Raw genomic sequence first — 24698 nt, forward strand, 5'->3', positions numbered from 1 at the left:
GATGACGACCATAGCCGCCAAGCGCCCGCTGCAGCTGAATGACCAAGGCCAACTGCGCCACTTCCTGTCCCTCGACGGCCTGCCGCGCGAGCTGCTGACGGAAATCCTCGACACTGCCGACTCCTTCCTCGAAGTCGGTGCGCGTGCGGTGAAGAAAGTCCCGCTGCTGCGCGGCAAGACCGTGTGCAACGTGTTCTTCGAGAACTCCACCCGCACCCGCACCACCTTCGAGCTGGCGGCCCAGCGGCTGTCCGCCGACGTCATCACCCTCAACGTGTCGACCAGCTCCACCAGCAAGGGCGAAACCCTGTTCGACACCCTGCGCAACCTGGAGGCCATGGCCGCCGATATCTTCGTCGTACGGCATGCCGACTCCGGCGCCGCGCACTTTATTGCCGAGCACGTGTGCCCGAACCTGGCGATCATCAACGGCGGCGACGGCCGCCACGCCCACCCGACCCAGGGCATGCTCGACATGCTGACTATCCGCCGGCACAAGGGCAGCTTCGAGAACCTCTCGGTGGCCATCGTCGGCGACATCCTGCATTCGCGGGTGGCACGCTCGAACATGCTCGCGCTGAAAACCCTCGGTTGCCCGGATATCCGCGTAATTGCGCCGAAAACCCTGCTGCCGGTCGGCATCGAGCAATACGGCGTAACGGTTTACAGCGACCTGGCCGCCGGTCTCAAGGACGTCGACGTGGTGATCATGCTGCGCTTGCAGCGTGAGCGCATGACCGGCGGCCTGCTGCCCAGCGAAGGTGAGTTCTACCGCCTGTTCGGCCTCACCGAAGAACGCCTGAAACTGGCCAAGCCGGATGCCCTGGTGATGCACCCGGGGCCGATCAACCGCGGCGTGGAGATCGAATCGGCGGTGGCCGATGGTCCGCAGTCGGTGATTCTCAACCAGGTCACCTACGGCATCGCCGTGCGTATGGCCGTACTGTCCATGGCCATGAGCGGGCAGAACGCCCAACGTCAACTTAATCAAGATGCCGAGGAGCAAAACTGATGCGTACCCGTATCCTCGGTGCCCGGGTTATCGACCCCAGCAGCGGCTTCGATCAGCAGGCAGATATCTATATCGAAAGCGGCAAAATTGTCGCCATCGGTCAGGCCCCGGCCGGCTTCGTCACCGAGCAGAGCATCGACGCCCAGGGTCTGGTCGCCGCCCCCGGCCTGGTCGACCTCAACGTCGCCCTGCGCGAGCCGGGTTATAGCCGCAAGGGCAGCATCGCCACGGAAACCCTGGCGGCAGCCGCTGGCGGCGTCACCAGCCTGTGCTGCCCACCCTTTACCAAACCGGTGCTGGACACCCCAGCTGTGGCCGAGCTGATCCTCGACCGCGCCCGCGAAGCCGGACACACCAAGGTGTTCCCGATTGGCGCCCTGAGCAAAGGCCTGGAAGGCGAACAGCTGGCCGAGCTGGTTGCGTTGCGTGACGCCGGCTGTGTGGCCTTCGGCAACGGCCTGGACAGCTTTCGCAATAACCGCACCCTGCGCCGCGCCCTGGAATATGCTGCCACCTTCGACCTGACGGTGATCTTCCACTCCCAGGACCATGACCTGGCCGAAGGCGGCCTGGCCCATGAGGGCGCGACCGCCAGCTTCCTCGGCCTGCCGGGCATTCCGGAAAGCGCGGAAACCGTGGCCCTGGCCCGCGACCTGCTGCTGGTCGAACAGACCGGCGTGCGTGCGCACTTCAGCCAGCTGACCAGCGCTCGCGGCGCCCAGCTGATCGCCGATGCTCAGGCCCGTGGCCTGCCGGTCAGCGCAGACGTTGCTTTATATCAGCTGATCCTTACCGATGAGGCGCTTAGCGATTTCTCCAGCCTGTACCACGTGCAACCGCCGCTGCGCACCGCCTTTGATCGTGATGGCCTGCGCGTCGCGGTAAAAAGCGGCGTGATCTCGGCCATCGCCAGCCACCATCAACCGCATGAGCGCGATGCCAAACTGGCACCCTTTGGCGCCACCGAGCCCGGCATCAGCAGCGTGCAACTGTTGCTGCCGCTGGCCATGAGCCTGGTGCAGGATGGCCTGCTCGACCTACCCAGCCTGCTCGCCCGCCTCAGCAGTGGCCCAGCCGCCGCGCTGCGCCTACCCGCTGGCAGCCTGCGCGTGGGCGCGCCCGCCGACCTGCTGCTGTTCGACCCGCAGGCCTCGACCCTGGCCGGTGAAAGCTGGTATTCGAAAGGCGCCAACTGCCCCTTTATCGGCCATTGCCTGCCCAGCGCCGTGCGTTACACCCTGATGGATGGGCATATCAGCTACCAGGCCTGAGCCACACACGTAACGAAGAAGCCCGCCATTTTCGGGCTTCTGCTTGTGTAGGGTGGGTTAGCGGCGCTGAGCACCGACCTATGCAGACGAAGCGGTATTTGCGCGCCGCGTAACCCACCATTGCGGTGGACCGGATGGCGCGTGGTGGGTTGCGCCGCGCGCGCAAATCGCGTTGCCCGCTGGGCCATAATCAGCGCGGCTAACCCACCCTAAGAAACCGCCCCCTACGAGCGTTCGGCGTTCTTGATCGACACCTGGCTATTCAGCGTCCAGAAGTCATACAGCACACCGAGCAGGAACAGGCCGCCGGTAAACAGGTAGATGATCCCGGTGATCCACTTACCCTGGTACATGCGGTGCACGCCGAAAATGCCGAGGAAGGTCAGCAGAATCCAGGCCACGTTGTAATCGGTATCGCCGGCAGTAAAGCGCAGGTCGGCCTCGCGATCCATCGCCGGAATCAGAAACAAGTCGATGATCCAGCCGACAAATAACAAGCCGAGGGTAAAGAACCAGATAGTCCCGGTCACCGGCTTGCCGTAGTAAAAACGGTGCGCGCCGAGAAAGCCGAAAATCCACAACAGATAACCGATAAGTTTGCTGTGCGTGTCCTGTCGCAGCATGTGTATGCCTCCTAAATGGCTTGATAGCGCTTTGACGCCACACTCTACGCAAGGTTCGCCGCCCGGGGAAATCCGCGACGCGATCAGCCATATCAACGCTTGATGCCTGCCGGTGATTGCTAAATACTGTATGCACAACCAGTTATGCAGGCAATATCATGCAGCTGATCGAAAAACTCACGGTGCTCGCCGACGCCGCCAAATACGACGCCTCCTGCGCCAGCAGCGGCGCCCCTAAACGCAGCTCCAAGGGCAAAAGCGGAATCGGCTCGACCAACGGCATGGGCATCTGCCACAGCTTCACCCCGGATGGGCGATGCGTGGCGCTGCTGAAGATTCTGCTGACCAACTTCTGCCTGTATGACTGCCAGTACTGCGTCAACCGCCGCTCCAGCGACGTACCGCGTGCGCGCTTTACCCCGGAAGAAGTGGTGACCCTGACCCTCGACTTCTACAAGCGCAACTGCATCAGCGGGCTGTTTCTCAGCTCTGGAATCATCCGCTCGGCCGACTACACCATGGAGCAGCTGATTCGCGTGGCCAAACTGCTGCGCGAAGAGCACGAGTTTCGCGGCTATATCCACATCAAGACCATTCCCGACGCCGACCCGCTGCTGATCGCCGAAGCCGGGCGCTACGCCGACCGCCTCAGCGTGAATATCGAGCTGCCCACCGAGAGCAGCCTGATCCGCCTGGCTCCGGAGAAGAAGGTACTCACCATCAAGCAGGCCATGCACTCGATCCATCAGGGCGAAAGCGAAGCCCGCGCGGAAAAGCGCGCACCGCGTTTCGCCCCGGCCGGGCAGAGCACGCAGATGATCATTGGCGCCGACGCCACCGACGACAGCACCATTTTGCACACCGCCGCCTCGCTGTACGGCGATTACCGCCTGCGCCGGGTCTATTACTCCGCGTTCAGTCCGATCCCACAAAGCCCGAATACCGTGCCCTTCGAAGCGCCGCCCTTGTTACGCGAGCACCGCCTGTATCAGGCCGACTTCCTGCTGCGCGGCTACGGTTTCGCGGTGGGTGAGCTGCTCAGTGGCCCCGGCAACCTGGCCCTGGATATCGACCCGAAACTGGCCTGGGCGCTGAACAATCGCGAGCATTTCCCGGTCGATCTGAACCGCGCCGAAGTGGCGATGATTGCCCGCGTACCGGGCATCGGCGTGCTCAGCGCGAAACGCCTGGTGGCCCTGCGCCGGCAGAAACGCATCCGCTTCGAGGACCTCACGCGCCTGCGCTGCGCCCTGGAAAAGGCCAAGCCGTTTATCGTCACCCAGGACTATCGCCCCCTGCAGGCCAGCCGCGAATCGCTGCTGTTGCGCCAGCAGCTCAGCGAGACGCCCGCACAGATGGCGCTGTGGTGATGCACAGCGCGCAGTTCGACGGCAGCTTTGCCGGCTGGCGTCAGGCCGCCCGGGCGCTATTGCAGCAAGGCGTACCGCCGCACCAGATCAACTGGCTGGGTGAGGGTGACAACGGCGGGCTGTTCAACCAGACACCTGTGCTCAGCAGCAACCAAACGGCGCCCCCCGCGCCACGCATTCCCAAACAGTTGCTGGAATTGCTGCAGGGCGCTGCACGCTTTCGCGTCGAGGATCGCTGGAGCCTGCTCTATCGGATTCTCTGGCGCATCGCCCAGGGTGATCGCGCCGCCATGCTGGCGGGGGACATCGACGGCAGCCAGCTGCATAAACGGCTCAAGGCAGTGCGCCGCGAAGCCCACCACCTGCATGCCTTTCTACGCTTTCATCCGCGCCCGGAACATGCCGAGGGCCCACAGCTGGTGGCCTGGCATGAACCCGCCCACGACATTCTGCTCAGCGCCAGCGGACACTTCGCCAAGCGTCTGGGGCGCACGACCTGGTTGATTGCCACACCGGATGACGGCGTGTACTGGGATGGCCAGCACCTGCATTACCAGCGCCCCTGCCCGAGTGCATGGCAACGGCTGGCGCAAACGCCTGAAGATAAGGGTGAAGCCTTATGGCTGGCCTATTACGGCAGCACCTTCAATCCGGCTCGACTGAATCGCAGCGCCCTGGAAACCAGCATGCCGGTACGCTTCTGGAAAAACCTGCCGGAAGGCCCGCTGATTCCACAGCTGATGAGCCAGGCCCGCGCTGGCGCGCAACGCGATGGCCAGGCCGAAGCAGTCGCGCGCCAGAGCGGTAAACGCATTCGTAACGGCGCTGCGCAGGAGGCTGTCGTCAACGAAAACGCTTGCCCGGATTTTCCTCGCTGACCTCCAGCGACAAGCCCTGGGCCATGCTGCTCAGGTGGTCGCCATCGGTTTCCGAACCGAGCTTGATCATCAGGCGCAGGTCGTTGGCTGAGTCCGCATACAGCAGTGCGTCTTCGTAGGTAATTTCGCCCTGGCTATAGAGGTTGTACAGCGCCTGATCGAAGGTCTGCATGCCCAACTCGGTGGAGCGTTTCATCAGCGCCTTGAGCTCGTGCACCTCACCCTTGCGGATCAGGTCGGCGGCCAGCGGGGTGTTGATCAATACTTCGATCACCGCACGGCGGCCCTTGCCATCCGGGGTCGGGATCAGTTGCTGGGCGACGATGGCCTTGAGGTTGAGCGACAAGTCCATCCACACCTGGTTCTGCCGGTCGGCGGGGAAGAAGTTGATGATGCGGTCCAGGGCCTGGTTGGCGTTGTTGGCGTGCAACGTAGCCAGACACAGGTGACCGGTTTCGGCGAAGGCCACGGCGTGGTCCATGGTCTCGCGGGTGCGCACCTCACCGATCAGGATCACGTCCGGCGCCTGGCGCAGGGTGTTCTTCAGCGCGACTTCGAAGGACTCGGTGTCGATGCCCACCTCGCGCTGGGTGACGATGCAGCTCTGGTGCTGGTGAATATATTCGATCGGGTCTTCGATGGAGATGATGTGGCCGCTGCTGTTCTTGTTGCGGTAGCCGATCATCGCCGCCAGAGAGGTCGACTTGCCGGTGCCGGTAGCGCCGACAAACAGCACCAGACCGCGCTTGGTCAGGGCCAGCTTCTTTAGCACTTCCGGCAGTTTGAGTTCATCCAGGGTCGGAATATTGGTCTCGATACGCCGCAGCACCATGCCAGCCAGGTTGCGCTGGTAAAAGGCGCTGACGCGGAAACGGCCAACCCCACGGGCACTGATGGCGAAGTTGCATTCGTGGTTCTCGGCAAAATCGCGGCGCTGCTGCTCGTTCATGACCGAGTGCACGGTTTCGCGCGTCTGCTCCGGCGACATAGGCGTCTTGGTGATCGGCATGATCTTGCCGTTGACCTTCATCGACGGCGGCACACCAGCGGTAATAAACAAGTCAGAGCCGCCCTTTTCCACCATCAGGCGCAGCAGTTTTTCGAATTCCATCGTTGTTCGCCCATGTGCATCACGCGGTTATGCAAAGCCAGCGGCAGGCGCGTGAATTGCCGCTGGACGGAACCCGACAGGTGATGACCGGCCGGATACTGTTTAGAAATTTTCCGGCGTCTTGGCTTTTTCCCGCGCGTTTTCACGGGTCACAATCCCTTTAGCGACAAGACCTTTTAGGCAGGAGTCCAGGGTCTGCATGCCCAGCGAGCCGCCGGTCTGGATCGCCGAGTACATCTGCGCCACCTTGTCCTCGCGGATCAGGTTACGGATGGCCGGGGTGCCGATCATGATTTCGTGGGCTGCCACTCGGCCACCGCCAATCTTCTTCAGCAGGGTCTGCGAGATCACCGATTGCAGCGACTCGGAGAGCATGGAGCGGACCATGGATTTCTCTTCGGCCGGGAACACGTCAACCACGCGGTCGATGGTCTTGGCCGCCGAGGTGGTGTGCAGGGTGCCGAACACCAGGTGACCGGTTTCCGCGGCGGTCAGGGCCAGGCGGATGGTTTCCAGGTCACGCATCTCGCCGACCAGGATGATGTCCGGGTCTTCGCGCAGCGCCGAGCGCAGGGCTTCGGAGAAGCCGAGGGTATCGCGGTGCACTTCGCGCTGGTTGATCAGGCATTTTTTCGATTCGTGCACGAATTCGATCGGGTCTTCCACGGTGAGGATGTGGTGGTACTTGTTGCTGTTGATGTAGTCGAGCATCGCCGCCAGGGTGGTCGACTTGCCCGAGCCGGTCGGCCCGGTCACCAGCACCAGGCCGCGCGGCACATCGGAGATCTTGCGAAAGATCTCGCCCATGCCGAGGTCTTCCATGCTCAGCACTTTCGACGGAATGGTACGAAATACCGCACCAGCACCGCGGTTCTGGTTGAAGGCGTTGACCCGGAAACGCGCCACGCCAGGTACTTCGAAGGAGAAGTCGGTCTCGAGGAACTCCTCGAAATCCTTGCGCTGCTTGTCGTTCATGATGTCGTAGATCAGCGCGTGCACCTGTTTATGGTCCAGCGCCGGCAGATTGATCCGGCGCACATCACCGTCGACCCGAATCATCGGCGGCAGGCCAGCGGAGAGGTGCAGGTCCGATGCACCTTGCTTGGCGCTGAAGGCCAGCAATTCAGTGATATCCATGGGACTCCCTAATGACAGACAAGCAGGTAGAATGCCGCGAAACCCAGGCGGCGGGCGCAAGTAATGTCCACGATAGCAGAGAATATTGCAAAGGTCGGAGTGCGCATCCGTGAGGCGGCGCAAGCCTCGCAGCGAGATTGTGCGACTGTTGGCCTGCTCGCGGTGAGCAAAACCAAACCCGCCGCAGCGATCCGCCAGGCGTTTGCCGCCGGCGCCACCGATTTTGGTGAGAACTACCTGCAGGAAGCCCTGGAAAAACAGCTGGAACTGAGCGATCTGCCGCTGACCTGGCACTTCATCGGTCCCATTCAGTCGAACAAGACCAAGCCCATTGCCGAGCACTTTGCCTGGGTGCATTCGGTGGACCGCCTGAAAATCGCCCAGCGCCTGTCTGACCAGCGCCCGGCGCATCTACCTCCGTTGAATATCTGCCTGCAGGTGAATGTCAGCGGTGAGGCCAGCAAGTCTGGCTGTAACCCGGATGAACTGCCGGCATTGGCACACGCGGTTACACAACTGCCCAACCTGCGCCTGCGCGGATTGATGACAATCCCCGAGCCCACCGATGATCCCAGCGAGCAACGCGCCGCCTTCGCCCGCTTGCGTGAGCTGCAGCAAGACCTGAACCTGGGCCTCGACACCTTATCCATGGGCATGAGCCATGACCTGGAAGCGGCTATTGCCGAAGGCGCGACCTGGGTGCGTATCGGCACCGCCTTGTTCGGCGCACGCGACTACAGCAACCACTGATTGAGTTTGCCTTCAGCCTTATTAAGGAAGCCCGTTATGACCACTCCCCGCATTGCCTTTATCGGCGCCGGCAATATGGCCGCCAGCCTGATCGGCGGCCTGCGTGCCCAAGGCATCGACGCCAGCGCCATTCGCGCCAGTGACCGCGGCGCCGAACAGCGCAGCAAGATCAGCGCCGAACATGGCATCGAAACCTTTGCCAGCAACGCCGAGGCGATTCAGGGCGCGGACGTGATCGTGCTGTCAGTCAAACCGCAGGTGATGAAAGAAGTCTGCCTGGACCTCGCCGCGCATCTTGGCGAGCAGCAGCTGGTGGTGTCGATTGCCGCCGGCATCAGCTGCGCCAGCCTGGAAAGCTGGCTCGGCCCGCGTGCCATTGTGCGCTGCATGCCCAACACCCCGGCGCTGCTGCGCCAGGGCGTCAGCGGCCTGTATGCCAATGCTCGGGTTTCGCCAGCCCAGCGCCAGCAGGCTGAACAGCTGCTCAGCGCCGTCGGCCTGGCGCTGTGGCTGGATCAGGAAGCGCAGATCGATGCGGTGACTGCCGTGTCCGGCAGCGGCCCGGCGTATTTCTTCCTGCTGATCGAAGCCATGACCGCCGCTGGCGAAAAACTCGGCCTGCCGCGTGAAACCGCCGCCCAGCTGACCCTGCACACCGCCCTTGGCGCCGCCCGCATGGCCGTGGCCAGCGATGTCGATGCCAGCGAACTGCGCCGCCGGGTTACCTCACCTGCCGGCACCACTGAAGCCGCGATCAAGACTTTCCAGGCCGAAGGCTTCGAAGCCCTGGTCGAGAAAGCCCTGAACGCCGCCGCCCACCGCTCTGCCGAGCTGGCCGAACAACTCGGCCAATAAGGAACGAAGATGATCGGACTCAATACCGCTGCTGTTTATATCCTGCAAACCATTGGCAGCCTGTACCTGCTGATCGTGCTGCTGCGCTTTATCCTGCAACTGGTGCGGGCTGACTTCTACAACCCGGTCAGCCAGTTCATCGTGCGCGCCACCCACCCGCTGCTGAAACCGCTGCGCAAGGTCATCCCGAGCCTGGCCGGGCTCGACCTGGCCTCGCTGGTGCTGGCGATTCTGCTGCAGCTGCTGCTGATGGCACTGACCCTGATGCTGCTCGGTTATGGCCTGGACAGCCCGCTGCAGCTGCTGGTGTGGTCGATCATTGGCGTCACCGCGCTGTTCCTCAAGGTGTTCTTCTTCGCCCTGATCATCAGCGTGATCCTGTCCTGGGTCGCCCAGGGCAGCCACAACCCCACCGCCATGCTGATCAACCAGATTTGCGAACCGCTGCTGGCGCCGATCCGCCGCATCCTGCCGAGCATGGGTGGGCTGGACCTGTCGCCCATCGTCGCATTCCTGCTGCTCAACCTGATCGACATGCTGGTGATCCGCAACCTGGCGATCATGACCGGCATGTACAAAGGCCTGAGCCTGGCGATCTGACCGCGAGCACCACCTGCAGCCCACCGCGAGCAAGGATGAATTCGCCGGGTTGCACGGTGAGCGAGTGAAAATCCGCCTTACCGCGCCCCCCCTTGGTGGGCAAGGTTCAGCTGCTGGCCTTTCTCACCCGCGTACTTGCCGTCAGCAGAGCCGGCACAAGCGCGCGACTCATACAGCCGCAACGGTTGCCAGACGCACGCGCACTGACCGCCCGGCCACCCTGACCGACCATAAGGCGGGCGTGCGACGACATGCAATTGACGCCATAGCTGCGACCCGCATAATGCCAAGCAGGTCAAGCCACGAACGTCGTGGATCTGGCGTAATTCCACAGGCTTTAAAGCGTTATCTGCCGCGTCAGTCACTCACGCGGCATTGTTCAGTGTGTGCCCGACTTAGCCTGGGCGCCGTGTAGCCCCAGTCGCCCCACAATGGATACGTCAACCGGAGGAAAGCCCAGGATGAGCATGGAACGTCTCAGTCAGCAGGTCGATGCCTACGTCACCTGGAAGCGCGAGCTGATGCGCGAAATCACCCGCTATCGCAGCTGGCTGGTGACCAATCGGCTGAACTCCGAGGCCGTGGAAGCCAAGCTTGAGCGCGCACTTAAGCTACTGCGCACCGACCACATCACCCTGGCCTTTGTCGGCGAGTTCTCGCGCGGCAAGACCGAGCTGATCAACAGCCTGTTCTTCTCCTCCTACGGCCAGCGCATGCTGCCGTCCCAGGCCGGGCGCACCACCATGTGCCCCACCGAGCTGTTCTTCGACCCGCGCTCGGAGCGCTCCTATATCCGCCTGCTACCCATCGAGACCCGCGTGTCCGAAGCCAGCGTGGCGCAGTTCAAGCGCATTCCCCGGCATTGGGTGAATATCCCCCTGGACCTCAGCGACCCGGACAATATGGTTCAGGCCTTTGTCCAGGTCGCGCGCACCAAACCCATGCCGGTCGAACAGGCGATTGCCCTGGGCTTTCACCCGGACATGCTGGAAAGCACCCATAAACCCGGCGAAGTGCTGGTGCCGGCCTGGCGTCACGCCATGGTCAACTTCGACCACCCGCTGCTGCGTCAGGGCTTGCGCATTCTCGACACCCCCGGCCTGAACGCCCTCGGCAGCGAGCCGGAGCTGACCCTGTCGATGCTGCCCAGCGCCCAGGCGATTATCTTCCTGCTGTCCGCCGATACCGGGGTGACCGCCAGCGACATGGCCGTGTGGCAACAGCATATCCGCCAGCTCGACGAAGACACCCAGACCAGCCTGTTCGCCGTGCTGAACAAGATCGACGTGCTGTGGGATGACCTGGCCGGCGAGGCCTTTGTGCAGAACGCCATTCGCCAGATCCAGACCAGCACCGCACGCCAGCTCGGTATCCGCGTAGAAGACGTGCTGCCGCTGTCGGCCAAGCAAGCGATGCTGGCCAAGGTGCGCAAGGACTCGGAACTGCTGGCCCGCAGCCAGATGAGCAACCTGGAAAACCTGCTCTGCGAGCGCATCATCGCGCAGAAGGAGCGCCTGCTCGAAGACCGCGTAGTCAATCAGGTGCTGGCCCTGCTGCAGAACAGCCAGCACGTGCTCAACCTGCGCTTGGAGAAGGTCAACGAACAGCAAGGCCTGCTGAGCAACCATCAACACGACAACGGCCAGATGCTGTTCGAGCTGACCGCCAAGACCAAGGAAGACCACAGCCAGCACCACAAACGCCTGCTTGGTCTGAAAACCAACCAGCGCCTGCTCAAGCGTCAGGGTGATCTGCTGCGTCACGCCTCGCGCAGCGAACGCCTGGACGAACACCTGAACAAGGTGCGCAAGAACCTCACCGGCAGCTGGACCACCCTGGGCATCAACCAGGCCATCCTGCATTTCTTCCGCAGCGTGGAGCAGGACCTGCACAACCTGACGCAGGAAGCCGAAATGGCCAACAAGATGGTCGCCGCCATCTACCGTCGGCACAACGAAGAGAACCCGCTGCACGGCGTCGACGCGCCGCAGTTCAACGTCAACCGCTACCTGCGTGAACTCAAGCAGCAGCAGAGCAAAGCCGACCAGTTCCGCCTGCAGCTGAAAACCCTGCTGACCGAACAGCGCAGCCTGACCAAACGCTTCTTCGCCACCCTGGTACAGGAAGTGATCGGCCTGCACCAGCGCATGCGCCAGGAAGCCGAGCAGTGGGCCAGCGATGCGCTGATGCCGCTGATGCAACACACCCTGGAGCACAAGCAACTGCTGGAAACCCATATGCTACGGCTCAAGGCCCTGGCCCAGGAAACCCAGCAGGCGCGCCAGCGTGGCCAGCAACTGGCGCGTTACAGCGGCGAACTGGAGCAGCAACTGGCGCAGGCCAACGACATGCTGCGCATCCTGCGTCGCCCTGCCCCCGTGCAGCGCCAGGGCAAAGTGGTCAACCTGCCAGGAGCTGCGCGCCCGCACAGCATCGGCGAATAGCCCCGGCTCAGCTCTGCCATATCCGCCGTACCCCAGCCGCCCCATGCGCTTGCCGCCTGGGGCGGCGCTTTTAGGGTCTGTTCCCGTTTCGTGCGCGGCCGCGCCGGAGCCAGTTTTTACGCGAGACAAGGCACGAGACACGAAGTTTGTTCAGCACATCCATGTGCTTCACCCCTTCGGGGCTTGCGCGCAAAAACGCTCCCGGCGCTTTTGTGGTTGTTCCAAATGAGTGTCGAGAAACGCTGCATCGCGTAAAAACTGGCCCGGCCCTGCGGGTTGCGCGAAAAATTTCGCCATGCGGTGTTGGAGGACTTGCCAAGGGAACAACCATTACCTGCGCCCTCCGCCTAGCCTGGCGAAATTTTGCGCAGCAACGCGGCTTGCGACGAAATGGGAACAGACCCTAGACTGCGGCCTTCTTTTATTGCGAGCAGGGTCGATGTCGACTGCCTTTCCTCAAGACTCTGTTGGCCTGGTTACGCCCCAAGTGATGCACTTCGCCGAGCCGTTGGCGCTCGCCTGTGGACGCAGCCTGGCCGACTACCAACTGATCTTCGAAACCTATGGCCAGCTGAATGCCACGGCCAGCAACGCCGTGCTGATCTGCCACGCCCTGTCCGGCCACCACCATGCCGCCGGTTATCACAGCGCGGACGAGCGCAAACCCGGCTGGTGGGACAGCTGCATCGGCCCCGGCAAACCCATCGACACCAGCAAATTTTTTGTGGTCAGCCTGAATAACCTCGGCGGCTGCAACGGCTCCACCGGCCCCAGCAGCCTCAACCCGGCGACCGGCAAACCCTTCGGCGCCGACTTCCCGGTGATGACCGTGGAAGACTGGGTACACAGCCAGGCGCGGCTGGCCGACACCCTCGGCATCCGCCAGTGGGCCGCGGTGATCGGCGGCAGCCTGGGCGGCATGCAGGCGATGCAATGGACCATCAGCTACCCCGAGCGCGTGCGTCACTGCCTGGCGATTGCCTCGGCGCCCAAGCTGTCGGCGCAGAACATCGCCTTCAACGAGGTGGCGCGCCAGGCGATCCTCACCGACCCGCAGTTCCACGGCGGGCACTTCCAGGAGCAGGGCGTGATCCCCAAGCGCGGGCTGATGCTGGCGCGCATGGTCGGCCATATCACCTACCTGTCGGATGACGCCATGGGCGAGAAATTCGGCCGTGGCCTAAAGAGCGAAAAACTCAACTACGACTTCCACAGCGTCGAATTTCAGGTGGAAAGCTACCTGCGTTACCAGGGCGAGGAGTTCTCCGGGCGTTTCGACGCCAACACCTACCTGCTGATGACCAAAGCACTGGACTACTTCGACCCGGCGGCGGCCTTCGACGGCGACCTGGCCAAGACCCTGGCCCATGTCAGCGCCGATTTCTGCGTAATGTCCTTCACCACCGACTGGCGCTTCTCGCCGGCGCGCTCGCGAGAAATTGTCGATGCGCTGACCGCCGCGCGGAAAAACGTCTGTTACCTGGAAATCGATGCGCCGCAGGGCCACGACGCCTTCCTCATGCCGATCCCGCGTTACCTGCAGGCGTTCGACAGCTATATGAAACGGATTAAGGTGTAGCCATGCGCGCGGATCTCGACATCATCCAAGAGTGGATTCCCGCGGGCAGCCGGGTACTCGACCTGGGTTGCGGCAATGGCGAGCTACTCGCCTGGCTGGCCGAACACAAGCAGGTGTCCGGCTACGGCCTGGAAATCGATGCGGAGAACATCGCCCAATGCGTGAGCAAGGGCGTCAACGTGATCGAGCAGAACCTCGACAAGGGCCTCGGCAACTTCGCCAGCAACAGCTTCGACGTGGTGGTCATGACCCAGTCGCTGCAGGCCCTGCACTACCCGGACAAGGTGCTGGCCGAGATGCTGCGCGTCGGCAAAACCTGCATCATCACCTTCCCCAACTTTGGCCACTGGCATTGCCGCTGGTACCTCACCACCAAGGGCCGCATGCCGGTGTCGGACTTTCTGCCCTACACCTGGTACAACACACCGAACATCCACTTCTGCACCTTCGCAGACTTCGAAAACCTGTGCCACGACCAGGGTGCGAAAGTCATGGACCGCCTGGCCGTGGACCGCGACCATCGGCACGGTTGGGCCAGTCGAATCTGGCCTAATCTGTTAGGTGAGATCGGCATTTACCGAATCAGCGGGCCTACTGCCCAGGATGCCAAATAAGCGGCCTTGTCACAGGCCGCGGTTTATCTGGAGAAACCATCATGCGTCGCATCGCACTTCTGTTTATCGCCCTGTGCCTGAGTCTGCCGGCGCTTGCTGAACGCAAGCAGAGCTTCGGCGACCTCGACGTGCACTACATCGCCTTCAACTCCGGTTTTCTGCAGCCGGACATCGCCGCCGCTAACGGCCTGGTGCGCAGCAAGACCCAGGGCGTGGTGAACATCTCCGTGCTCAAGGCCGGTACCGCCAGCAGCGCCAGCGTCAGCGGCGAGGTCAAGGATCTGGTCGGCCGTAGCCAGCCGCTGACCTTCAAGCAGGTCAACGAAGGCGAGGCCATCTATTACCTGGCGCAATTCAACTTCAGCCAGCGCGAGATGCTGCGCTTCACCATCACTGTGCGTGCGGCCGATGGCGTGGCGCACAGCGTCGAGTTCAACCAGGAATTCTTCCCAGACGAATGATGCATTTCAACGAGCTTGTACTCGCAAGTCATAACGCCGGCAAACTCAAGGAGCTGCAGGCCATGCTCGGCAGCAGCGTACGTGTGCGCTCAGTCGGCGAGTTCTCCAGGGTCGAGCCGGAAGAAACCGGCCTGTCGTTTATCGAGAATGCCATCCTCAAGGCGCGCAATGCCGCGCGGCTGTCCGGCCTGCCGGCACTGGCCGACGATTCCGGCTTGGCGGTGGATTTTCTCGGCGGTGCACCGGGCATCTACTCGGCGCGCTACGCCGATGGCCAGGGCGATGCGGCGAATAACGCCAAGCTGCTCGACGCGCTGAAGGATGTTGCGGATGCCGAGCGCGGCGCGCAGTTCGTCTGCTGCCTGGCCCTAGTGCGGCATGCCGACGATCCGCTGCCGATCATCTGCGAAGGCCTCTGGCATGGGCGCATCCTGCATGCTGCGCAAGGTGTGCAAGGCTTTGGCTATGACCCGCTGTTCTGGGTGCCCGAGCGCGACTGCTCCAGCGCCGAGCTGCCGGCGGCCGAGAAAAACCAGATCAGCCACCGCGCCCGCGCCATGGCCCTGCTGAAACAGCGGCTGGGCTTGGCGTGAGCCACTATCCCTCTCCCTCAGCCCCTCTCCCCGGGGGCGAGGGGAGCAACGGCCGCTTTCAACTCCCGCCGCTGGCGCTGTATATCCACATCCCCTGGTGCGTGAAGAAGTGCCCGTATTGCGACTTCAACTCCCACGCCGCCGGGCCAACGCTGCCGGAAGAAGAGTATGTCGACGCCCTGCTGGCCGATCTGGATGCCGACCTGGCGCAGGTCTATGGCCGGCCACTGAGTTCGATCTTCTTCGGCGGCGGTACACCCAGCCTGTTCTCGGCCAAGGCCCTCGGCCGCCTGCTCGAAGGGGTGGAGCGGCGCGTGGCGTTTGCAGCGGATATCGAAATTACCCTGGAAGCCAACCCCGGTACCTTCGAGCAGGCCAAGTTCCGCGACTACCGCCGCCTCGGCATCAATCGCCTGTCGATTGGCGTGCAGAGTTTCCAGGGGCCCAAGCTGATCGCCCTGGGGCGCATTCATGATGGCGATGAAGCCGTGCACGCGGCCGATATGGCCCGCGCCGCCGGCTTCGATAACTTCAACCTCGACCTGATGCACGGCCTGCCGGATCAATCCATCGACGATGCCTTGAGCGACCTGCGCATCGCCATCGCCCAGGGGCCGACGCACCTGTCCTGGTATCAGCTGACGGTGGAGCCGAACACGGTGTTCTGGAACCAGCCGCCGGTGATGCCCGAGGACGATATTCTCTGGGACATTCAGGAAGCCGGGCAGGCCCTGTTGGCTGCCGAAGGCTACGCGCAGTACGAAGTCTCGGCCTACGCTCAGGCCGGCAAGGCCGCGCGGCATAACCTGAATTACTGGACCTTTGGCGATTTTCTCGGCATCGGTGCCGGTGCCCACGCCAAACTCAGCGCTCCGAACGGCAGCATCAGCCGCAGCTGGAAAACCCGCCTGCCCAAGGACTACCTGGACAGCAGCAAAGCCTTCAGCGCCGGCGAGCGCGCCCTCAGCGCCGATGAATTGCCCTTCGAATTTCTAATGAATGTGCTGCGCCTCACGGACGGCGTCGCCAGCGAGCTGTTCACTCAGCGCACCGGTCTGCCGCTCAGCCAGCTCGCCGCGGCGCGCGCCGAGGCCGAGCAACGCGGCCTGCTGCACCGCAACCCGACACGCCTGAGCGCCACCCGCGAAGGCCAGTTGTTCCTCAATGACCTGCTGCAACACTTTCTACCCTGACCTACACGCCGCCACAGCTAAGGAAACCGGATGGACCTGCTACTCGACCTGATCGTCACCCTGTCGCGCTGGAGCCGCAGCCACCTCTACGAAATTTCCCTGGCGATCATGGCCACCCTGCTGGTGCTGTTCGGCCCCGGCATCAACGCCTGGGTGCAACGGCACACCGCCAGCATGAACTTCCTTCTGCGCACCCTGATCTTTATCCTCCTGTGCGCAGTGGGCTACGGCCTGCTGATCGTCTTCGCCACACCCTATATGGCCAAGGGCCTGGGTTACTTCAACAACTTCACCCTGGCCCCGGTGCTGATCCTGGTGTTTGTGGTGATCGGCATACTGGCCGACCGTAATTAGGGCCCACCCTGAACGGACTCCGCCACGCCTGGATAGGCCAGCAAGGTGCCCTCGGCGAACCTTGGCGATAGTTGCCCAGACATAAAAACCGCCTGCAAAGAGGCGGTTTTTTGTTCAGTCGAGGTTCAGTTGCCTTCGCGGCGCAGCGCCTGCGGGGTGAAGTCGCGTGGCGTCAGCTTGGCGTTGAAGTTGTACATCGGCTCGTTGTTATCCAGACCATCGACAAAGTAGCGCTTGCCCTTGAAGTCATAGATGGTTTCCAGGGTGCTGCCGAACATCGGCACGTCGTAATAGCTGATCGAATGGCTTTCCTGCACGCCACTCAGCTCGCCGCTCTTGTCGTAAAGGTCGGCGGCGAGGATCTGCCAGCTGTCCTCGTCGATATAGAAACGGCGTTTGCTATACGGATGACTGAAGCCCTTGCGCAGATCGGCCTCCACCACCCACACGCGGTGCAGCTCATAACGCAGCAACTCGGGGTTGACGGTGTTATGGCGCAGGATGCTGTCGTAGGGAATGCCCTTCTGGTGCACGGCGTAGCTGTTGTACGGCACCAACATTTCCTGCTTGCCCACCAGCGTCCATTCGTAGCGATCCGGCGCACCGTTGTAGGAGTCGACCTGATCGGCAGTGGCCATGCCGTAGGTATCGGGCTGTGCCGAGTCGTAGGCCAGCATCGGCAGACGACGTACGCGACGCTCGCCACGGCTGAAGCGCCAGGCCTTGCGGATCGCCAGTATCTGGTCGAGGGTTTCCTGCACCACCAGCGCCGAACCGGCGAGCTTGGACGGCGCGACTACCGTGTACTTGTAGTAGAACAGGGTGTTATCCAGGTCCTGCGGGCTGACGCCTTCACGACCGTAGAGGAAGTAGATATCGCGCTCCAGTTTGAGCAGGTTGTAGGTACCGCTGGACAGCACCGCGGCCTGGTTGGTGACGAAACTGATCTGGTCACCGCGGTAGCGCATGATGTGATTCCAGATCACTTCCTGGCCGGTTTTCGGCAGCGGAAAGGGAATACCAGCTGCCACGCCATCGACACCATTACCGCCGGAAATCAACTCAGCCGCCTGCGCATTGAAGCGCGTGGCGTCATAGATGCGCTGCGGCGCAGCCGCGCTGCGACGAGTCGGGAACACCCGCAGGGCGTAATCTGGATTCTTCTCCAGCAGCACTTGCAGGCCCGCCGGCAGCTGCGCCTGATACTGCGCCAGGTTCAGGCTGTTGACCTGATACAACGGTGCATCGGCGCTGTAGGGATCTGGGTGGTGCATGCCCGGCTGGTAGTTGGCCGGCGGTTGCGCCAGGCCACCGTCCCAGGCTGGAATGGTGCCGGCGGCATTGCCCGCGCGCTCACCGCCCAGCGGCGTCAGGTCCTGGCCCAGACGCGCAGCCTGGGTACTGTCGACTTTGGCCTGTGCCTGTAGCGCGCACGAAGCCAGCAGCAGAATTGAAAGTGTTCTCAACACAGCGATCTCCTCGCAGCCTGGCCTTAAGCGGGGCTGCTGTTTTTATGACCGGGGCAGTGCTGCCCGGGTTTATATGCCGTCTTGGTGAGGAGCCGTCCTGGCGGGCGTCGGATTATCCCGATCTTGTGCAATCGTCCCTGTGCTTAGGGTCTTGCTGCGCCGATAGCTCGGCGCGTGAATCCATCAGTCGATGCGCTGGAACTTCAGATCCCATACACCGTGCCCCAGACGCTCGCCACGACGCTCGAACTTGGTGGTCGGGCGCTCCGTCGGGCGCGGCACATACTGACCATCGGCGGCCAGGTTCTGGTAGCCAGGGGCCGGGTTCATGACTTCGAGCATGTACTCGGCGTAAGGCTGCCAATCGGTGGCCATATGCAGCACACCGCCAACCTTGAGTTTCTGCCGCACCAGCGCGGCAAAGGACGCCTGAACAATGCGGCGCTTATGATGACGGGATTTGTGCCAGGGGTCCGGGAAGAATAGCAGCACCCGGTCCAGACTGGCGTCGGCCACACAATTGCGCAGCACTTCCAGCGCATCACAGCTGTAGACGCGCATATTGCTGAGGTTCTGGGTCATCAGGCCGTTAAGCAGCGCGCCAACCCCCGGGCGGTGCACCTCCACCCCGATAAAGTCCTGCTCGGGCGAGGCGGCGGCCATTTCCAGGGTGGAATGGCCCATGCCGAAACCGATTTCGAAGGTACGCGGCGCAGTGCGGCCGAATACCTGGTCGAAATCGCGCAGGCCATCCTCCAGCTGCAGGCCGAACTTCGCCCAGCCCTGATCGAGGCCACGCTGCTGGCCTTCGGTCATGCGCCCGGCACGCATCACGAAGCTCTTGATCGCGCGGTGCTTGGAAGTGTCTTCAGCCGGCTCGGGCTGTTGTGGCAAATCAGTCATGCTGTGCTCTTAGAGTGCTCTTACTTGATCAGGCCATCCAGCGGCGACGAGGCGCTGGCATAAAGTTTTTTCGGCATGCGCCCGGCCAGGTAGGCCATGCGCCCGGCGATGATCGCGTGCTTCATCGCCTCGCCCATCAGAATCGGGTTCTGCGCATGGGCAATCGCGCTGTTCATCAGCACCGCCTCGCAGCCCAGTTCCATGGCGATGGTGGCATCGGACGCGGTACCCACGCCGGCATCGACCAATACCGGAACGGTCGCTTCTTCGAGGATGATGCGCAGGTTATACGGGTTGCAGATGCCCAGACCGGTGCCGATCAAACCGGCCAGCGGCATCACCGCGATGCAGCCCATGGCCGCCAGTTCGCGGGCGATGATCGGGTCATCGCTGGTGTACACCATCACGTCGAAACCGTCCTTGACCAGCACTTCGGCGGCCTTGAGGGTTTCGATCACATTGGGGAACAGGGTCTTCTGGTCGGCCAGCACTTCCAGCTTGACCAGCGTGTGACCGTCGAGCAGCTCGCGGGCCAGGCGACAGGTGCGCACCGCCTCAACCGCGTCGTAGCAACCGGCGGTGTTGGGCAGGATGGTGTAGCGCTCGGGGCTGATTACATCCAGCAGGTTCGGCTCACCCGGGTTCTGCCCGATATTGGTCCGCCGCACCGCCACGGTCACGATCTCGGCGCCCGAGGCCTCAATGGCCAGGCGGGTTTCTTCGAGGTCCTTGTACTTGCCGGTGCCCACCAGCAGACGCGACTGGTAGGTACGGCCAGCCAGGGTAAAGGGCTTGTCGCTGGGAACGTGGCTCATGGGTAATCCTCGTGAAGGTGGGCGGCAGTCAGGACGCGATAAACCGATGAACGGGATCAACCACCGCCAATGGCGTGGACCACTTCCACCTGGTCACCCTCGCGCAAGGCGGTGGTGGCGTGCTGGCTACGCGGCACAATATCCAGATTGAGTTCAACCGCCACGCGGCGTCCGGCCAGATCGAGACGCTCGATCAACCCGGCGACGGTGGCGCCGTCGGGCAATTCGAATGCTTCACCGTTTAACTGAATACGCATGACGGGTCGGTCACAACTGGGGAAAGGGCCGGCATTCTAGCCTGATCAAGGGCGTTGACCAAGGCTGCAGGCTGCCGCTCGTCCTGCTTTCTGACTTACGGGTCAGGCGATATCCCGCGCGCTCAGCTGCCAGGCCGCCACACCTAGGCACAGCCAGCCGGCGAGAAACGCCAGGCCACCGAAGGGCGTGACCATGCCCAGCGCACTGATGCCGCTCAATGTCAGGGCATACAGGCTGCCGGAGAACAGCGCGATGCCCAGGGCAAACAGTGCGCCGGCGCAATTGACCAGCGGCGCCGGGCGCAACACGGCCAGCAGGCCGACGCCAAACAGCGCCAGGGCGTGAATCAGCTGGTAGTGAGTAGCGGTCTGGAATACCGCGAGATAAGCCGGTGTCAGCAGATTTTTCAGGCCATGCGCGGCAAAGGCACCGAGGGCAACACCGCTAAAACCGGCACAGGCGGACAGCAATAACCACAGACGCGCCATGTATCACTCCAGCTATATAAGTATGGCTGGCTATAATGGCCGGCAAAATCAGCCTGGCCAAGCACGCATGTTTCGATCCCTCTTCCGTCGCCTGCTCAAACTCCTGCTCTGGCTGGTCATCGGCTCGCTTCTGCTGGTCTTGCTGCTGCGCTGGGTGCCGCCACCCGGCACGGCGCTGATGGTCGAGCGCAAGGTCGAATCCTGGCTCGACGGCCAACCCATCGACCTGCAACGCAGCTGGCGCCCCTGGCGTGAACTGCCGGACGACCTGAAGATGGCGGTGATCGCCGGCGAAGACCAGAAGTTCGCCGAACACTGGGGCTTTGATGTCGCGGCCATCCAGGCGGCCCTGGCGCACAACCAGCAAGGCGGCTCGCTGCGCGGCGCCAGCACCCTCAGCCAGCAGGTGGCGAAGAACCTGTTTCTCTGGTCCGGCCGCAGCTGGCTGCGCAAGGGTTTCGAAGTATGGTTTACCGGCCTGATCGAACTGCTCTGGCCCAAGCAGCGGATTCTTGAGGTGTACCTCAACAGCGTCGAGTGGGGCGATGGCGTGTTCGGCGCCGAAGCAGCGGCGCGGCATCATTTCAAGGTCGGCGCACCCTACCTGTCGCGCCAGCAGAGCAGCCTGCTGGCCGCCGTGCTGCCCAACCCGCGCGAGTGGAGCGCCAGCCGCCCCAGCGCACGTGTCAGCCGCCGGGCCAACTGGATTCGCCAGCAGATGTGGCAACTGGGCAGCAGTCACTACCTCAACCGCCTGTCACCCAGCCGCCCCGAGTGGTGGCCGAGCTGGCTAAAGGGCGTATAGCTGACCCTGGCGGATAGCCGCATTGGGCAGCCTCCGCTTGACTCAGAATGGGTGGTGCGCAGAGTGCGGCACTCTGCGCCTGCGCACGTTGTGAAGATTACAGTTGGAGGCTGCTAGGTGATCAATCTCGCAAGGGCTGCCCCCTATCAGTCAATGCCTGTTAAGTGAAGGCTCTGTCCCAGCCATCTGTTGCATGGGGCTGGCGCGCCTGGACTACCCCGTTTTGCGCGGCTGCAGTGCGCATGCCCAGGTAGGTGGGCGTTGAGCGCAGCGAAACCCAGCGACCTGGGCAGGATCGTTGGGCTTCGTCGCACGGCGCCGCAACCCAACGACTTGTCGCCCTTGCAACAGGCTATTGGGACAGAGCCTCAGTGAGCCTAATCACTTCATGGTCGGCATTGAGAACTCAGCACCTTCGCGCACGCCTGCAGAGGGCCAGCGCTGGGTGACGGTCTTGCGCTTGGTGTAGAAACGCACGGCGTCGGGACCGTAGGCATGCAGGTCACCGAACAACGAACGCTTCCAACCGCCGAAGCTGTGATAGGCCACTGGCACCGGCAGTGGCACGTTGATCCCGACCATGCCGACCTTGATGTTGTCAGAGAAGTACCGCGCGGCCTCACCATCGCGAGTGAAGATGCAGGTGCCGTTGCCATATTCGTGGGCATCGATCAGGTCCATGGCTTCCTGCATGCTGTTTACCCGCACCACTTGCAGCACAGGGCCAAAAATCTCTTCCTTGTAACTGACCATCTCAGGGCTGACGTTATCGATCAGCGTACCGCCGACGAAGAAGCCGTTCTCATAACCGGCCACCTTGGGGTTGCGACCATCGACCACGATCTTGGCACCCTGCGCCTCGGCGCTGTCGATATAGCCGACGACCTTCTGCTGGTGTGCTCGGGTGATCACCGGGCCGAAGTCGTTGCTCTTCTCCGAATAGGCGCCGACCTTGAGCGATTGCATCGCCGCCTGCATCTTCTCGACCAGCGCATCGGCAGCGGCATCGCCTACCGCCACGGCGACCGATAGCGCCATGCAGCGCTCGCCGGAGGAGCCGAACGCGGCACCGAGCAGCTGGTTCACCGCATTGTCCATATCCGCGTCGGGCATCACGATGGCGTGGTTCTTCGCACCACCCAAGGCCTGGCAGCGCTTGCCATTGGCATTGGCGGTTTTGTAGATGTACTCGGCAATCGGGGTTGAGCCGACAAAGCTGACGGCCTGAATACGCTCATCGTTGAGCAGCGTATCCACCGCCACCTTGTCGCCGTTAACCACGTTCATCACGCCATTGGGCAGCCCTGCCTCCTGCAACAGTTGGGCAATAAACAGGGTTGCGCTCGGGTCACGCTCGGACGGCTTGAGGATAAAGCAGTTGCCGCAGACGATGGCCATCGGGAACATCCACAGCGGCACCATCGCCGGGAAGTTGAACGGGGTGATACCCGCCACCACCCCCAAGGGCTGAAACTCGCTCCACGAATCGATATTGGGGCCGACGTTTTTGCTGTGCTCGCCCTTAAGCAATTCAGGCGCACCGCACGCATATTCGACGTTCTCAATGCCGCGCTGCAGCTCACCCAAAGCGTCGTGACTGATCTTGCCGTGCTCCTCACCGATCAACTGCGCAATACGCTCGGCGTGCTGTTCGAGCAGCTCCTTGAAGCGGAACATTACCCGCGCGCGCTTGATCGGCGGCGTATTGCGCCACGCCGGGAATGCGGCCTCGGCGGCGGCAATCGCCTGCTCGACGGTGGCCTTGGACGCGAGGGCAACTTGTTTGTCGCTTTCACCGGTGGATGGGTTGAATACATCCTGAAGGCGCTCGGCAGCGCTGATGAGCTGGCCGTTAATCAGATGACCTACGATATTCATGTGCTTACTCCTGAGGTGTTGATAACACGGCAATGGGCCGCTAAAGGCTTAGGGAAAATCGGTTACCAGAGCCTGCGGTAGATTTCGACCATCTGCTCCACCGTGGGCACGCGCGGGTTGTTGCCCGGCGAACCGGATGCCAGCGCTTGCTGCGCCATGGTTGGCATCAACTCGAAGAACCGCGCGCGGTCGATGCCGAACTGTTCTGGCGTTGGTACTTGCAACTCGTCATTGAGCGCCTGCAGCTCAGCCAGCAACTTGGCGTTGGCGGCCTCGGTGCTGTCTTGCGTGGTCGCGATGCCCATGGCGCGCGCGCAGTCGGCGTAACGCTCGGCGGCTGAAGGAATCGAGAACGCCGTCACGCTGGGGAGCAACATGGCGTTGGACAGCCCGTGCGGCACATGGAAGAACGCACCGATCGGACGACTCATGCCGTGTACCAGGGCTACCGAGGCGCTGGAAAAAGCCACGCCGGCGAGGGTCGAGCCGAGCATCAGCGCTTCGCGGGCAGCAGTGTCCTGGCCGTGGTGAAAGACCCGGCGCAGGTTTGGCCCGATCAGGCGCATGGCCGCCAGGGCTTGGCTATCGCTGTAAAGATTGGCTTTCTGGCTGACGTAGGCTTCGATGGCGTGGGTCAGCGCGTCAATACCGGTATCGGCGGTAACCCGCGCCGGCAGGCTCAGGGTCAGGCTGTAGTCGACCAATGCCGCCACCGGCATAAAGCCGATACCCACGCAGAGCATTTTTTCGTCATTCTGCTCGTCGGTGATGATGGTGAAACGCGTTACCTCAGAGCCGGTACCGGCCGTGGTCGGCACCGCAATAATTGGTAAACCCGCCTCGGTGACGTTGCGCGGAAACTTGTAGTCGCGCATTTCGCCGCCCAGTTTGGCCAGGATGCCAATGGCCTTGGCACTGTCGATCGGGCTGCCGCCGCCCAGGGCGATGATGCTGTCGTAATTGCCGGCACGGGCCTTGGCTACACCGGCCTGGATCGAACCGACCGTGGGCTCGGGAACGGTGTCAGCGAAGACCTCCACCGTTATTGCGCTTGCTGCCAGGGTCTCCTGGATGCGTGCGGCATAACCCAGTTGCACCATCATTTTATCGGTGATCAGCAATGGACGAGAGCAGCCAAGGCTGGCGAGTACACTGGGTATTGCCTCGCTGGCATTAGCGCCGAGCTGCATGATCCGGGGCAAAATCACTTGATTGGTCATAGGTACTCCACGATTTT

The 24698-nt window shown here is 62.5% G+C and carries 25 protein-coding genes and 1 pseudogene; 16 read left to right on the plus strand and 10 right to left on the minus strand.

What is annotated here, in order from left to right; translation table 11 throughout:
- Position 1 precedes the first annotated feature (1 nt).
- Both WA145_RS14045 and WA145_RS14050 read left to right on the plus strand, forming a co-directional pair.
- Positions 2 to 1012 (plus strand): aspartate carbamoyltransferase catalytic subunit, encoded by a 1011-nt coding sequence (locus WA145_RS14045; RefSeq protein ID WP_422582170.1) that lies wholly within the window; start codon positions 2 to 4, stop codon positions 1010 to 1012.
- A complete protein-coding gene (locus WA145_RS14050) occupies positions 1012 to 2283 on the plus strand; it encodes a dihydroorotase (RefSeq protein WP_422582171.1) in 1272 nt (423 codons plus the stop codon). The genes WA145_RS14045 and WA145_RS14050 overlap by 1 nt, the downstream gene beginning before the upstream one ends.
- A gap of 224 nt (positions 2284 to 2507) precedes the next feature.
- Here the strand turns inward: WA145_RS14050 and WA145_RS14055 are convergent, their stop codons facing one another.
- Complete coding sequence (locus tag WA145_RS14055) at positions 2508 to 2906, minus strand: NINE protein (RefSeq protein ID WP_422582172.1); 399 nt, start codon at positions 2904 to 2906, stop codon at positions 2508 to 2510.
- A 158-nt stretch (positions 2907 to 3064) separates the two neighbouring features.
- Between WA145_RS14055 and WA145_RS14060 the strand changes: the two genes are divergently transcribed.
- Both WA145_RS14060 and WA145_RS14065 read left to right on the plus strand, forming a co-directional pair.
- Positions 3065 to 4276 carry a putative DNA modification/repair radical SAM protein gene (locus WA145_RS14060; protein WP_422582173.1) on the plus strand — a complete coding sequence of 404 codons (1212 nt, stop codon included), beginning with the start codon at positions 3065 to 3067 and terminating at the stop codon, positions 4274 to 4276.
- Complete coding sequence (locus tag WA145_RS14065; protein ID WP_422582174.1) at positions 4276 to 5154, plus strand: TIGR03915 family putative DNA repair protein; 879 nt, start codon at positions 4276 to 4278, stop codon at positions 5152 to 5154. Before WA145_RS14060 ends, WA145_RS14065 begins: the two co-directional genes overlap by 1 nt.
- Here WA145_RS14065 and WA145_RS14070 read toward each other — a convergent pair.
- Both WA145_RS14070 and pilT read right to left on the minus strand, forming a co-directional pair.
- A complete protein-coding gene (locus WA145_RS14070; RefSeq protein WP_422582175.1) occupies positions 5120 to 6265 on the minus strand; it encodes a PilT/PilU family type 4a pilus ATPase in 1146 nt (381 codons plus the stop codon). The genes WA145_RS14065 and WA145_RS14070 overlap by 35 nt on opposite strands.
- A 102-nt stretch (positions 6266 to 6367) precedes the next feature.
- On the minus strand, positions 6368 to 7402 hold the full coding sequence (pilT, locus tag WA145_RS14075) for a type IV pilus twitching motility protein PilT (protein WP_422582176.1): 1035 nt from the start codon (positions 7400 to 7402) through the stop codon (positions 6368 to 6370).
- Positions 7403 to 7465: 63 nt separating this feature from the next.
- On the opposite strand from pilT, the gene WA145_RS14080 reads away from it, so the two are divergent.
- The 11 genes and pseudogenes from WA145_RS14080 (at position 7466) to WA145_RS14130 (ending at position 16845) form a co-directional block, all read left to right on the plus strand.
- Positions 7466 to 8152, plus strand: coding sequence for a YggS family pyridoxal phosphate-dependent enzyme (locus WA145_RS14080; protein ID WP_422582177.1), 687 nt, complete (start codon positions 7466 to 7468; stop codon positions 8150 to 8152).
- Positions 8153 to 8188: 36 nt separating this feature from the next.
- Positions 8189 to 9007, plus strand: coding sequence for a pyrroline-5-carboxylate reductase (gene proC / locus WA145_RS14085; protein ID WP_422582178.1), 819 nt, complete (start codon positions 8189 to 8191; stop codon positions 9005 to 9007).
- 9 nt (positions 9008 to 9016) lie between these two features.
- A complete protein-coding gene (locus WA145_RS14090) occupies positions 9017 to 9607 on the plus strand; it encodes a YggT family protein (RefSeq protein WP_422582179.1) in 591 nt (196 codons plus the stop codon).
- 13 nt (positions 9608 to 9620) lie between these two features.
- Positions 9621 to 9831: pseudogene (locus WA145_RS14095) on the plus strand (hypothetical protein).
- Between the two features lie 237 nt (positions 9832 to 10068).
- Complete coding sequence (locus WA145_RS14100) at positions 10069 to 12051, plus strand: dynamin family protein (protein WP_422582180.1); 1983 nt, start codon at positions 10069 to 10071, stop codon at positions 12049 to 12051.
- Between the two features lie 439 nt (positions 12052 to 12490).
- Positions 12491 to 13630, plus strand: coding sequence for a homoserine O-succinyltransferase MetX (metX, locus tag WA145_RS14105; protein ID WP_422582181.1), 1140 nt, complete (start codon positions 12491 to 12493; stop codon positions 13628 to 13630).
- Between the two features lie 2 nt (positions 13631 to 13632).
- The gene (metW, locus tag WA145_RS14110; RefSeq protein ID WP_422582182.1) at positions 13633 to 14244 is read left to right on the plus strand and encodes a methionine biosynthesis protein MetW; all 612 of its coding nucleotides are present in this window, start codon (positions 13633 to 13635) and stop codon (positions 14242 to 14244) included.
- A 41-nt stretch (positions 14245 to 14285) separates the two neighbouring features.
- The gene (locus WA145_RS14115; RefSeq protein ID WP_422582183.1) at positions 14286 to 14705 is read left to right on the plus strand and encodes a DUF4426 domain-containing protein; all 420 of its coding nucleotides are present in this window, start codon (positions 14286 to 14288) and stop codon (positions 14703 to 14705) included.
- Complete coding sequence (gene rdgB / locus WA145_RS14120) at positions 14702 to 15298, plus strand: RdgB/HAM1 family non-canonical purine NTP pyrophosphatase (protein WP_422582184.1); 597 nt, start codon at positions 14702 to 14704, stop codon at positions 15296 to 15298. The genes WA145_RS14115 and rdgB overlap by 4 nt, the downstream gene beginning before the upstream one ends.
- On the plus strand, positions 15295 to 16491 hold the full coding sequence (hemW, locus tag WA145_RS14125) for a radical SAM family heme chaperone HemW (RefSeq protein WP_422582185.1): 1197 nt from the start codon (positions 15295 to 15297) through the stop codon (positions 16489 to 16491). The genes rdgB and hemW overlap by 4 nt, the downstream gene beginning before the upstream one ends.
- A gap of 30 nt (positions 16492 to 16521) precedes the next feature.
- Entirely contained in the window at positions 16522 to 16845 is a 324-nt protein-coding gene (locus WA145_RS14130; RefSeq protein WP_422582186.1) for a DUF3392 domain-containing protein, read from the plus strand.
- A gap of 125 nt (positions 16846 to 16970) precedes the next feature.
- Here the strand turns inward: WA145_RS14130 and WA145_RS14135 are convergent, their stop codons facing one another.
- The 5 genes from WA145_RS14135 to WA145_RS14155 form a co-directional block, all read right to left on the minus strand.
- Entirely contained in the window at positions 16971 to 18314 is a 1344-nt protein-coding gene (locus tag WA145_RS14135) for a DUF1329 domain-containing protein (protein WP_422582187.1), read from the minus strand.
- Between the two features lie 183 nt (positions 18315 to 18497).
- Complete coding sequence (gene trmB / locus WA145_RS14140; RefSeq protein ID WP_422582188.1) at positions 18498 to 19217, minus strand: tRNA (guanosine(46)-N7)-methyltransferase TrmB; 720 nt, start codon at positions 19215 to 19217, stop codon at positions 18498 to 18500.
- A 20-nt stretch (positions 19218 to 19237) separates the two neighbouring features.
- Positions 19238 to 20032, minus strand: coding sequence for a thiazole synthase (locus WA145_RS14145; RefSeq protein WP_422582189.1), 795 nt, complete (start codon positions 20030 to 20032; stop codon positions 19238 to 19240).
- A 56-nt stretch (positions 20033 to 20088) separates the two neighbouring features.
- Positions 20089 to 20289 (minus strand): sulfur carrier protein ThiS, encoded by a 201-nt coding sequence (gene thiS, locus WA145_RS14150; protein ID WP_422582190.1) that lies wholly within the window; start codon positions 20287 to 20289, stop codon positions 20089 to 20091.
- Positions 20290 to 20391: 102 nt separating this feature from the next.
- Positions 20392 to 20778, minus strand: coding sequence for a DUF423 domain-containing protein (locus WA145_RS14155; protein ID WP_422582191.1), 387 nt, complete (start codon positions 20776 to 20778; stop codon positions 20392 to 20394).
- 67 nt (positions 20779 to 20845) lie between these two features.
- Between WA145_RS14155 and mtgA the strand changes: the two genes are divergently transcribed.
- Positions 20846 to 21583 (plus strand): monofunctional biosynthetic peptidoglycan transglycosylase, encoded by a 738-nt coding sequence (mtgA, locus tag WA145_RS14160; protein WP_422582192.1) that lies wholly within the window; start codon positions 20846 to 20848, stop codon positions 21581 to 21583.
- Positions 21584 to 21964: 381 nt separating this feature from the next.
- On the opposite strand, the gene WA145_RS14165 is transcribed toward mtgA, so the two are convergent.
- Both WA145_RS14165 and WA145_RS14170 read right to left on the minus strand, forming a co-directional pair.
- The gene (locus tag WA145_RS14165) at positions 21965 to 23461 is read right to left on the minus strand and encodes a CoA-acylating methylmalonate-semialdehyde dehydrogenase (RefSeq protein ID WP_422582193.1); all 1497 of its coding nucleotides are present in this window, start codon (positions 23459 to 23461) and stop codon (positions 21965 to 21967) included.
- Between the two features lie 62 nt (positions 23462 to 23523).
- The gene (locus tag WA145_RS14170; RefSeq protein WP_422582194.1) at positions 23524 to 24681 is read right to left on the minus strand and encodes an iron-containing alcohol dehydrogenase; all 1158 of its coding nucleotides are present in this window, start codon (positions 24679 to 24681) and stop codon (positions 23524 to 23526) included.
- Positions 24682 to 24698 lie beyond the last annotated feature (17 nt).

The organism is Pseudomonas sp., from assembly GCF_049301935.1.
GTDB lineage: Bacteria > Pseudomonadota > Gammaproteobacteria > Pseudomonadales > Pseudomonadaceae > Aquipseudomonas.

Excerpts from the sequence above, each read along its gene's own strand:
- WA145_RS14060 (WP_422582173.1), top strand. The coding sequence starts at position 3,065 with ATGCAGCTGATCGAAAAACTCACGGTGCTCGCCGACGCCGCCAAATAC.
- WA145_RS14080 (WP_422582177.1), top strand. The coding sequence starts at position 7,466 with ATGTCCACGATAGCAGAGAATATTGCAAAGGTCGGAGTGCGCATCCGT.
- rdgB (WP_422582184.1), top strand. The coding sequence starts at position 14,702 with ATGATGCATTTCAACGAGCTTGTACTCGCAAGTCATAACGCCGGCAAA.
- WA145_RS14130 (WP_422582186.1), top strand. The coding sequence starts at position 16,522 with ATGGACCTGCTACTCGACCTGATCGTCACCCTGTCGCGCTGGAGCCGC.
- WA145_RS14145 (WP_422582189.1), bottom strand. The coding sequence starts at position 20,032 with ATGAGCCACGTTCCCAGCGACAAGCCCTTTACCCTGGCTGGCCGTACC.
- pilT (WP_422582176.1), bottom strand. The coding sequence starts at position 7,402 with ATGGATATCACTGAATTGCTGGCCTTCAGCGCCAAGCAAGGTGCATCG.
- trmB (WP_422582188.1), bottom strand. The coding sequence starts at position 19,217 with ATGACTGATTTGCCACAACAGCCCGAGCCGGCTGAAGACACTTCCAAG.
- WA145_RS14165 (WP_422582193.1), bottom strand. The coding sequence starts at position 23,461 with ATGAATATCGTAGGTCATCTGATTAACGGCCAGCTCATCAGCGCTGCC.
- WA145_RS14065 (WP_422582174.1), top strand. The coding sequence starts at position 4,276 with ATGCACAGCGCGCAGTTCGACGGCAGCTTTGCCGGCTGGCGTCAGGCC.
- WA145_RS14045 (WP_422582170.1), top strand. The coding sequence starts at position 2 with ATGACGACCATAGCCGCCAAGCGCCCGCTGCAGCTGAATGACCAAGGC.
- WA145_RS14090 (WP_422582179.1), top strand. The coding sequence starts at position 9,017 with ATGATCGGACTCAATACCGCTGCTGTTTATATCCTGCAAACCATTGGC.
- WA145_RS14100 (WP_422582180.1), top strand. The coding sequence starts at position 10,069 with ATGAGCATGGAACGTCTCAGTCAGCAGGTCGATGCCTACGTCACCTGG.
- WA145_RS14050 (WP_422582171.1), top strand. The coding sequence starts at position 1,012 with ATGCGTACCCGTATCCTCGGTGCCCGGGTTATCGACCCCAGCAGCGGC.
- WA145_RS14070 (WP_422582175.1), bottom strand. The coding sequence starts at position 6,265 with ATGGAATTCGAAAAACTGCTGCGCCTGATGGTGGAAAAGGGCGGCTCT.
- thiS (WP_422582190.1), bottom strand. The coding sequence starts at position 20,289 with ATGCGTATTCAGTTAAACGGTGAAGCATTCGAATTGCCCGACGGCGCC.
- metX (WP_422582181.1), top strand. The coding sequence starts at position 12,491 with ATGTCGACTGCCTTTCCTCAAGACTCTGTTGGCCTGGTTACGCCCCAA.
- mtgA (WP_422582192.1), top strand. The coding sequence starts at position 20,846 with ATGTTTCGATCCCTCTTCCGTCGCCTGCTCAAACTCCTGCTCTGGCTG.
- WA145_RS14055 (WP_422582172.1), bottom strand. The coding sequence starts at position 2,906 with ATGCTGCGACAGGACACGCACAGCAAACTTATCGGTTATCTGTTGTGG.
- proC (WP_422582178.1), top strand. The coding sequence starts at position 8,189 with ATGACCACTCCCCGCATTGCCTTTATCGGCGCCGGCAATATGGCCGCC.
- metW (WP_422582182.1), top strand. The coding sequence starts at position 13,633 with ATGCGCGCGGATCTCGACATCATCCAAGAGTGGATTCCCGCGGGCAGC.
- WA145_RS14170 (WP_422582194.1), bottom strand. The coding sequence starts at position 24,681 with ATGACCAATCAAGTGATTTTGCCCCGGATCATGCAGCTCGGCGCTAAT.
- WA145_RS14155 (WP_422582191.1), bottom strand. The coding sequence starts at position 20,778 with ATGGCGCGTCTGTGGTTATTGCTGTCCGCCTGTGCCGGTTTTAGCGGT.
- WA145_RS14115 (WP_422582183.1), top strand. The coding sequence starts at position 14,286 with ATGCGTCGCATCGCACTTCTGTTTATCGCCCTGTGCCTGAGTCTGCCG.